Genomic DNA, 6110 nt, shown 5'->3' on the forward strand with positions numbered 1-6110 from the left:
CCTTGGGCGCAGGCGTGGCCTTAGCGGTGACCGTTTTTGCAGGAGCTTTAGCGCCATTTGCCGAAGCCTTTATAGCCGGCGTCGCCCTTGACGGTGCAGGCTTGGCTGCCTTCTTCGCCGTGGACGCCTTCGGCGCCACGACGGGTGTCGTCGGCACTGATGACGTCACCACCGATTCGTCGGTCATCGCCGGGAAAATCGGCGCTGCCGGCGCTGCTTCCGGTCCGTTGACGCCGGGCATGGTCGTTGCACCGTTCTTCAGCGGCTCGGCCGCCTGCGGGGTCGAAGCGGCTGGCGTTGCCGGATCGGCTGCCGGCTTCGGCTTCATCGCCGCGTCGACGCCGGAGCGAACGTCGGCCGCGGCCTGTTCGAACGGATTGAGCTGCTTCCTGATCTCGGCCATCGGGCTCATGCCCCTGAGCTCGTCGACGGACTTCTTGACGTCGTCGAGCTCGGCTTCCTTCAGCGCCTCGTTGAACTGTTTCTGGAAATCGGATGCCATGGCGCGCAGCTTCGCCGTCGTGCGGCCGAAGGTGCGCAGCATATTGGGCAAATCCTTGGGCCCGACGACCACGATCATGACGATCGCGATGACCAGCATTTCGGTCCAGCCGACTTCAAACATGACACTCTGTTCCGACTAGAACCTTTGGGCTCAGCTCTTGCTGGCCTTTTCCTTCGCGGCCGCAACGGTCTCGTCGGCACGATGTTCGACGGTGCGCTTGTCTTCGGCAACGTCGTCGTCGGCCATGCCCTTCTTGAAGCTCTTGATGCCCTTGGCCATGTCGCCCATCAGCTCGGGAATCTTGCCGCGGCCGAACACCAAAAGCACGATCACCAGCACCATCATCCAGTGCCAAATCGAAAATGAACCCATAGCAAATCTCTCTCGAATGTTTTCCCTGGCGATGATCTATGCGTTTTCGCGTTGGGATTCAAACACAACTGCGACAGAGTTTATGAAAGGGTGGCGGATGTCACGCATTTTCGACGCGGCGGCCCCGCTACGAATCCGCGCATCCTCGACAGATCGGCCGCCAATGCCAGTCAATCTTCCGTGACGCGCGGCGTCAGCAGGCCGAGTTCCTCGAGATCGATATCGGTGAGCGCATCCTCGTCGTCGGTCAATGCATCGGGATCGGCCGGCGGCTGCGGAATGGAGAAATTCGACGGCATGCGGCCCGAAAGCAGGCCGGCCCCCTTCAGTTCCTCCATGCCGGGCAGATCGCGGATCTCTTCCAGCGCGAAATGATCGAGGAAGGTCTCCGTCGTGCCGTAGGTGACCGGGCGTCCGGGTGTCTTTCGCCGGCCGCGCATGCGCACCCATTCCGTTTCCAGCAGCGTGTCGAGCGTGCCTTTCGAGGTTTCGACACCGCGGATGTCCTCGATCTCGGCACGCGTCACCGGCTGGTGATAGGCAATGATCGCCAGCACTTCGAGAGCCGCGCGGGAGAGCTTCCTTTGCTGGACGGTATCCCTGCTCATCAGGAAAGCCAGGTCGCCGGCGGTGCGGAACGCCCAGGCATCGCCGACACGCACCAGATTGACGCCGCGCCGCGCATAGATCTGCTGCAGCTCGGCCATGGCCAGGGCGATGTTGATGCCGTCCGGCAGGCGTGCCGCAAGCTGCTTTTCGCTGACGGGTTCGGCGCTGGCGAACACGATCGCCTCGGCCATGCGCACAGCCTCGGCCAGATGCAGTCGCTCGGCCGGGTTTTGTAGCTGCTGCTCGGCCGGATCCTGGGAAAGCGGGCCCTCGTCGGGTTCATCGCCGATCTTGAACGGGACAACCGAAGCGTTGGCGCGTTCGCTCATGATGCCACCTCGACTGCCTTGATTGTCTGCGTTCGGCCGCGCAGGTAGATCGGCGCGAACGTCTGATCCTGCCGCACATCCATCTTGCCTTCGCGCACCAGTTCCAGCGTGGCAGCGAACGAGCTCGCGATCGCCGTGCGCCGCTCCTCGGGACTGGTCATGTACGCGATCAGAAAACTTTCCATCGTCGTCCAGTCGCTCACGGCTCCCACAAGGCGGGTCAGGATGTCGCGCGCGTCCTTGAGCGACCAGACACCGCGCCTGGCGATGGTCACATTGTTGATCGCCTGCTTCTGGCGCTGCTGGGCATAGGCGGTCAAGAGATCGTAGAGCGAGGCAGAATAGGCGTTGCGCTTTTCGATGATGACCATTTCCGGCATGCCGCGCGCGAACACGTCGCGGCCGAGCCGGTTGCGGTTGACCAGACGCGCCGAGGCGTCGCGCATGGCTTCCAGCCGCTTCAGTCGGAACTGCAGCACCGCCGCCAGTTCCTCGCCGCTTTCGCCCTCGTCGCCTGGCTGCTTGGGGATCAGGAGCTTGGACTTGAGGAAGGCCAGCCATGCCGCCATCACCAGATAGTCGGCGGCAAGCTCCAGCCTGAGCGCCCTCGCCGTCTCGACAAAGGTCAGATATTGCTCGACCAGCGCCAGGATCGAAATGCGCGCCAGATCGACTTTCTGGGTGCGGGCAAGATGCAGCAGAAGATCGAGCGGACCTTCGAAGCCGGCCACGTCGACGACCAGCGACGGGTCGCCGGTGACGCGTGAATCGTCATTTTCGGCCCACAGACGGTCCATCGGTGCGGCCTTCGCGGCCTTGCTTTCCAATGTCTCCGCCACTGCCTGTCACTTTCCCTTGCTATGCCACCGCATCGAAGTAGGTGGCGAATTCGGCGCGTATTTCGGTTTCTTCGACCGTGTCACGGTCCTTTATATAGGTCAGCGCCCGCTTGGCGCGCTCCAGCGACGTGCCCTCAAGCCCCGTGGTGCGCGATGCGATGCCGGCCATCTCCTCGAAAACGCCGTTGCAGTGAAGGACCAGATCGCAGCCCGCCGCAAGGATCGAGGCCGCCTTTGTCGGGAAATCCCCAGAAAGTGCCTTCATCGATGTGTCGTCGCTCATCAGCAGTCCGTCGAAGCCGATTTCGCGCCGGATGATCTCGTCGATGACCTTGCCGGAGGTGGTCGCCGGATTGTTCGGGTCGATCGCGCTGTAGACGACATGCGCAGTCATCGCCATCGGCAGATGGCTAAGCTCCTTGAACGGGGCGAAATCATGCCGCTGCAGATCACTGAGCGAGGCATTGACCACTGGCAGTTCAAAATGCGTGTCGGCAAAGGCACGTCCATGGCCCGGAATATGCTTCATGACCGGCAGCACGCCGCCCGATATCAGCCCTTCCGCGGCTGCGCGGCCGAGCTCGATCACGGGTCGCGGGTCCTTGCCGTAGGCACGCGCGCCGATGACATCGCTGGCGCCTTCGATCGGCACGTCGAGCACCGGCAGGCAATCGGCTGTGATGCCGTAGCGTAACAGGTCGAAAGCATGCAGCCGCGCCATCAGCCAGGCCGCGCGGGCGCCGGCATCATGATCGTCGCGCCACAGCGCGCCCAGCGCGCCGCCGGCGGGATAATTCGGCGCCAGCGGCGGCCGCAAGCGCTGCACACGGCCGCCTTCCTGATCGATGAACACCAGCGCGTCCGGACGCCCTATGCAGTCTCGCATCTCGGCGACCAGATCGCGGATCTGTTCGGTCTCGCCGATGTTGCGCGCAAACAGGATGAAGGCCCACGGGCATTCATTGCGATAGAAATTGATTTCTTCGCGGGTGAGCGATTTCCCGGCGCAGCCGAGGATCATGGATTTTGATTCGGTCATGTCGGCAGTTTAGGGCTTTGTGCGATCAAAGGGAATCGCCAGGGATTCATCCACGGCAACGCCGGATCTGCTTTCCCCATGAAAAAAGCCGGCGCGGTGACCGCGCCGGCTTTCAATCGGTTGGCTCCGGCTTTAGCGCGAGACGAAGCAGTTGCCGCCGGCGGCCTTGTAGCTGGTGCACAAATTGATCGCGTCATTGCGTGACTGGGCCGGAACGCGCACGCGGTAGAACGTGCCTTTGCCGGCGATCTCGGCCTTGACGATGTTGGCGGTACGCCCGGCAAGCACGCTGCCATAGCGGCGCTGCAGATCCTGATAACTGGACTGGGCGCTTTCGACGGTCGGCTGCGAGGCGATCTGCATCGACCACGAGCCACCGCCTGCCGCGGTCGATGCCGGATCGATGGACGCAACCTGATCGGGCTTGACCTCGCCGACGACATCGACCGGCTGGTCGGACGGACGCTGCGGCGCTAGCGGAACCTTTGCCGGCGTGTTGGCCGATTGGGCCTTGGCCTCGGCCTTTGGCTTGGCCACCGGCTTGAGGGCCGGCTCGTCGTCCGCCTGGGCGGCGGCAGGCGCCACGGTACCGGTCTGGTCGGCATCGGCTTGCGCCGCCGGGGCGACATGCTGCGGCGCCGGATCGACCGGCTCGGTAGCGGCCACTTGCGGAGCGGCGGGTGCCGCCGGATCTTCACGCGGCACCAGCGAACCGTCCGACTTGACCACCATGGTCCTCACCTTGCGCGGTGCAATGGCGACGACATCGGCATTTGTGCCCTTGTCTGCATCCTGCAGCACCTGCGCGATGCGGTCCTCGGACTTGGGAGCTGGCGCCGTATTGTCGGCCAAAGCAGCGCCGGCCATCGGCGCGGCGTTGCCGACATCGGTTCCAGCGCCGGCTGCATTCTGGTCCGGCGAAAGATCGATGGCGCGGGCCGGGTCCTTCGCCTGCACGTCCACCGGCTCTTCGGTGTTGGTGACCAGCTTTTCCTGGACCGGCTCGGCGGGCTTGGCGCCCCTGACCGCGTCGTAGACCTTGTTGTCCTGGTTCGGCACCACGGCACCGCCCGGATTCTCCGGCTTGACCTTGATCGGCGCGTTGTCGGCCTTGACGATGACGGGCGCTTCGCTGCCGCCCTTGCCGCCAAAGGACAGCGCAAAGGCACCGAGACCGCCCGCGACCGCGACCGCGCCGACAATCGCGGCGATGAACAGGCCGCGTCCGCGCGACGGCCTTGCGGCCTCACGCTCGCCGAGACCCGGAACAGCCATCTCCTCGTCGAGTTCGGGATCGTAGTCGAGTTCATCGACGGTGAAATCATCGGCTTGGGAAGCCGGCTGGCTCCCCGGCAGGTTGTCGAGGTCGTAGCCCGAGGCGTCGGCATAACCCGTGGGCGGCGCCGCGCGGGCAGACATTTCCATCGGCCGCGCCGCATAGGTTCGCGCTTCCGGCTCATAGCCCGGCTTGACCCCGTCATAGCCCGGCTTGAGGCTGTCATAGCCCGGCTTGAAGCCCGCGGCATAGGAGCCATCATCGTAAGACGCGCCGGCCGCGTTGCTTGCTGGGGCGGCAGTCACCTCCACCGCGTTCATCTCGGAGAGAAGGCTGGAGAACTCGGCATCGAGATCGTCATAGCCAGGCGACGCCGGCTGGTCTTCCTCGAAGTGCAGTTCGGGGATATCGAGATCGTCCGCCAGCGCCACGACACGCTCGGGCACATCGACCGTCTCGACATCGGGCATGTCTTCGTAACGCGCCGGCTGGCGCGATTGCGGCGCCGATACTGGGGCAGCGGGAGCCAAGGTTTCGACCGGCTCGGACGAACCATAGGACGTCATGGCGGCGACTGCCGGCGCTGCGGCCATGGATGATGCCACCGAAGCGGCCGGCTGAGCGCTAAACGTAGGCTGCGTGCTGAATGACGGCTGCTGCGGAACCGGCGTCACGCGGCTCCACGAACGCGTCGGCTCTGTCGGTTGGGAACGCTCCGCAAGCCAATCGAAAGAATCCGCCGAATTGTCCCGGGGAGCGGCTTCATCACGCGGATCAAGGCCCTGGGCCAAAGCCGCGTCCAACGCATCATCGTCGAAATCGACATCGCCAATGGTGTCCGAGTCCGGATCCTGGAGTTCATCAAGCATAAGATCGTCAATATCCGCGTCGGCCGCTTGGGCCGTGCCAACATGTCGATTCTGCTCAGGCGTGGTTTCGTCAAGATCCCAGTCGAGGTCGCCGACAAGGTCGGCCGGTTCCTCGGCAGGCTGGGCAACAGGCGGCGGGGCAGCGACAGCCGGCTGAGCCGTGACAGGCTCGCTGGCCACCGGCGCCGTGCGGGAAGTCATGGCGCCCAGCAGCGCATTCAACTCGTCTTCCAGGCTCCGTTCGTCCGCAATCGGGGCGTGCACCGCCGGCG

General features: G+C 64.3%; 6 protein-coding genes. All 6 read right to left on the reverse strand.

The window, feature by feature from the left end; translation table 11 throughout:
• Positions 1-625 (reverse strand): Sec-independent protein translocase protein TatB (gene tatB / locus EN969_RS13140; RefSeq protein WP_127419166.1); only part of this gene is annotated, 625 nt, incomplete at its 3' end.
• 30 nt (positions 626-655) lie between these two features.
• A complete protein-coding gene (locus EN969_RS13145; protein ID WP_127419167.1) occupies positions 656-877 on the reverse strand; it encodes a twin-arginine translocase TatA/TatE family subunit in 222 nt (73 codons plus the stop codon).
• A 170-nt stretch (positions 878-1047) separates the two neighbouring features.
• On the reverse strand, positions 1048-1815 hold the full coding sequence (gene scpB / locus EN969_RS13150) for an SMC-Scp complex subunit ScpB (protein WP_027160430.1): 768 nt from the start codon (positions 1813-1815) through the stop codon (positions 1048-1050).
• Positions 1812-2612, reverse strand: coding sequence for a ScpA family protein (locus tag EN969_RS13155; RefSeq protein ID WP_013531293.1), 801 nt, complete (start codon positions 2610-2612; stop codon positions 1812-1814). Before EN969_RS13155 ends, scpB begins: the two co-directional genes overlap by 4 nt.
• Positions 2613-2673: 61 nt before the next feature.
• Entirely contained in the window at positions 2674-3693 is a 1020-nt protein-coding gene (nagZ, locus tag EN969_RS13160; RefSeq protein WP_013531292.1) for a beta-N-acetylhexosaminidase, read from the reverse strand.
• A gap of 132 nt (positions 3694-3825) precedes the next feature.
• Positions 3826-6110, reverse strand: a 2285-nt coding sequence (locus tag EN969_RS13165) for an SPOR domain-containing protein (RefSeq protein WP_164758242.1), incomplete at its 5' end; no start/stop codon positions are given.

The organism is Mesorhizobium sp. M7A.F.Ca.CA.003.01.2.1 (assembly GCF_003998945.1).
Lineage (GTDB): Bacteria > Pseudomonadota > Alphaproteobacteria > Rhizobiales > Rhizobiaceae > Mesorhizobium > Mesorhizobium ciceri.

Bases quoted from the DNA above. Each gene is read 5' to 3' on its own strand.
- EN969_RS13145 (WP_127419167.1), bottom strand. From the start codon at position 877: ATGGGTTCATTTTCGATTTGGCACTGGATGATGGTGCTGGTGATCGTG.
- scpB (WP_027160430.1), bottom strand. From the start codon at position 1,815: ATGAGCGAACGCGCCAACGCTTCGGTTGTCCCGTTCAAGATCGGCGAT.
- EN969_RS13155 (WP_013531293.1), bottom strand. From the start codon at position 2,612: ATGGACCGTCTGTGGGCCGAAAATGACGATTCACGCGTCACCGGCGAC.
- nagZ (WP_013531292.1), bottom strand. From the start codon at position 3,693: ATGACCGAATCAAAATCCATGATCCTCGGCTGCGCCGGGAAATCGCTC.